The 2739-nt window shown below is 54.9% G+C and carries 2 protein-coding genes; both read left to right on the top strand.

All coding sequences use genetic code 11. From position 1 onward, the window contains the following. Positions 1-359: 359 nt before the first annotated feature. Positions 360-1127 (top strand): methyltransferase domain-containing protein, encoded by a 768-nt coding sequence (locus Q1B15_RS08445; protein ID WP_299752945.1) that lies wholly within the window; start codon positions 360-362, stop codon positions 1125-1127. Positions 1128-1307: 180 nt separating this feature from the next. Further along, positions 1308-2123, top strand: a complete 816-nt coding sequence (locus Q1B15_RS08440) for an SDR family oxidoreductase (RefSeq protein ID WP_299752942.1) — start codon at positions 1308-1310, stop codon at positions 2121-2123. Positions 2124-2739 lie beyond the last annotated feature (616 nt).

Genomic DNA, 2739 nt, shown 5'->3' with positions numbered 1-2739 from the left:
TAAGGTCAATCTTGGTGAATGTCGGCAAAGGGCCGTTCATGTTGGCCGGGGCGAGATCGTTTGGCAGGATCGCTGCGATGCGGCTAACGGCAGCAAGGAGCCCTCTTTATCAAATGCTGTCCCGCAGCATGTCGCATGAGCAGAAAATCCGGCCTGTTGCGAACGGCCCTTTGCCGACATTCACCAAGATTGACCTTACCGCGGCGCGGCATACCAAGAGCGGCCATTCATGCACCCTGCAGCATTTCCGTCCTCGGAGGTCTGCATCGCGGGACAAAGCCGTTATTCCTCTCCTCCCAGAGTTTTGCTAGCTTTCGGCGTAAGGCATGAACCTGATCTCGTTCTCGTGTGGGGGTAAAATGACATCTGACATACAGTATCCGGACAATTTCATTGAGCGGCTGCACGCGGTTTGGGGAGAAGGGTTTCTTTCTCCTGGCGGTCCAGAAGAGGTGCATGAAATCGTGCGGGACCTTGATCTGGCTGGCAAGACGTTGCTGGATATCGGCTTCGGAACGGCAGGGCCAGCAATAACCCTGGCGCGCGAACTCGGCGCGGGCCTGGTCGTGGGCATCGATGTTGAAGAGCCACTCCATCGACATGCGAAAGCGATGGTCGACGCAGCCGGACTGTCAGATCGGGTCGATCTACGATTGGTCAAACCGGGGCCGCTACCATTTGAAGACGCTAGTTTCGACGTGGTTTTCTCTAAGGATTCGATTATCCATATCCCTGACAAGGACGCACTTTTCGCTGAGATCCGACGCGTACTAAAACCTGGCGGTATTTTTGCGGCGAGCGATTGGCTGAGCGGGGAAGGCCCTGACGCGGAGGCGGCGTTGAAGCATATGGGTGGCCACCTGCATTTTGAGATGGCGACCGCACCGCAGATGGAAAAAAAGCTGCGCGATGCTGGGTTCGAAAACGTGAAATCGGTGGACCGGAACGCGTGGTATGCAATCGTTGTTGAAGAGGAATTGCGCACGCTGGAGCGAGTTTATGAGGATTTAGTCGCGAAGGTCGGAAAGGAAATTGTTGACCCATGGCTTCAGGTCCGGCGGGGAGCGGCAAAAGCGGTGCAGGGCGGCGGTCTGCGTCCCACGCACCTGCGGAGCACGAAGCCATAGTGCACGAATACTCGACGTATCGGCTTGGAGGATGACTGCATTGGGCTCCTTGCTGCCGTTAGCCGCATCGCAGCGATCCTGCCAAACGATCTCGCCCCGACCAACATGAACGGCCCTAACCGGACTTTGGCCGTTCCATACAACGCTGGGGTGCAGCTTTCGCATTGCGGCCATTCGTGCATGGCGCAGCATTTTTTGTCGGCTAAAACGTCGGTGTGCGGACTGAGCGGACATTGCTGCCAAGATTTGAAGGTCCAACACTTCGTGGTAACCTGGACGAGGACGAGGAGGTACAAATTGTCAAAAACAGCGCTTGTTACCGGAGCATCGAGCGGAATTGGGAGGGGCACCGCCACCAAGCTTGCGTCAGAAGGCTGGCATGTACTTGCGCACGGACGTCGTGAGGATGCACTCCAAGAAACACTAGAATTGATCAAAGGCGTTGGGGGCACAGGCGAATACTTCACCGCGGAAATGGGAGATATGGCCGCATTAGCCGATCTTGCAGAGTGGGCCACGGCACGAGAACGCCTTGACGCATTTGTTCACTGTGCAGCCAAATTCACATACGGAGAAGTTTCCACGGAACGATTTGAAGATTGGGATGCGTCTATTGATCAAGTGCTCCGGGCAACAATTCGGCTCTCAGCGCATGTTTTGCCTGCATTGAAAAAAACGGAAGGTGCCATTGTTTACATCTGTGGCCCTACTTCGTGGCTTGGATGGAAACGCCATAGCATCCACTGCGCTCTAAGGCATGCGCAAGTCGGATTTGCAAAGGCATTGTTTGAGGAAGTGCGCGAAGACGGTGTGCGTGTTACGCTAGTTCACCCCGGATTTGTAAATACGCCTTCCGTCAACGACGGAGGCAAAAACCGCGAGCTAATGATCCAGCTCGACGACATTTCCCAGATGATCGCAACGGCGATTTCATTACCAAAAACAACCTGCGTGACCGAATTTACCCTGCGACCTCAACGGTCCCCATATCAATAAGTAGTCCGTTACCGAATTAGGCGAATGATTTCGATCGATCCTTCGGTTTCCGGATGTCAGGTATGGGCTGATTGTGTTGAAAAACTTCGAAACTGGAAAGTTGCAGTTTTCCGGCAGGGCCCAGTGAAATGGGAATGTTAGATAGGATTGTCCGTGAGACCATGTGAGCCTTCTCACAAGCTCCGGAAGGCAAATTTGGCCGACCCAGTCGCCAAAAATTGCAGACCGGCCCGTATGGCGAGAAAATTCATCGGTCAGGGTCAAAATAGGAGTTTTTCAACACAATCGGCTCCTTGCTGCCGTTAACCGCATCGCAGCGATCCTGCCAGACGATCTCGCCCCGACCAACACGACCGGCCCTTTGCGGACATCTGCCACCGACCCCGATGCTGCGCCGCGGCCCGTCGTTCCGGACATTCGACGCAGCCGCAAATCCGGGCGGTGGACAAATCTGTGTCGTACTGAGTGGACACTTTTGACGCCGCACTGACCGGACCGGATAGGAACTATGTTTGCGAAGACCTGAGGTCTTCAAGGTAGCCTCCAAGTTCGTCGCCATAGCCCCAGCCGGTATTGGCAACGCGTTGATATTCTTTCTCCAGCCGATCCAGCCAAG

The sequence above is a fragment of the uncultured Boseongicola sp. genome (genome assembly GCF_937988555.1).
Lineage (GTDB): Bacteria > Pseudomonadota > Alphaproteobacteria > Rhodobacterales > Rhodobacteraceae > Boseongicola.
Note: the sequence above shows the minus strand (reverse complement) of the source record. Positions and strands in the feature narration are given on the sequence as shown.

Coding starts and splice junctions, on each gene's coding strand:
- Q1B15_RS08445 (WP_299752945.1), top strand. CDS start 360: ATGACATCTGACATACAGTATCCGGACAATTTCATTGAGCGGCTGCAC.
- Q1B15_RS08440 (WP_299752942.1), top strand. CDS start 1,308: ATGGCGCAGCATTTTTTGTCGGCTAAAACGTCGGTGTGCGGACTGAGC.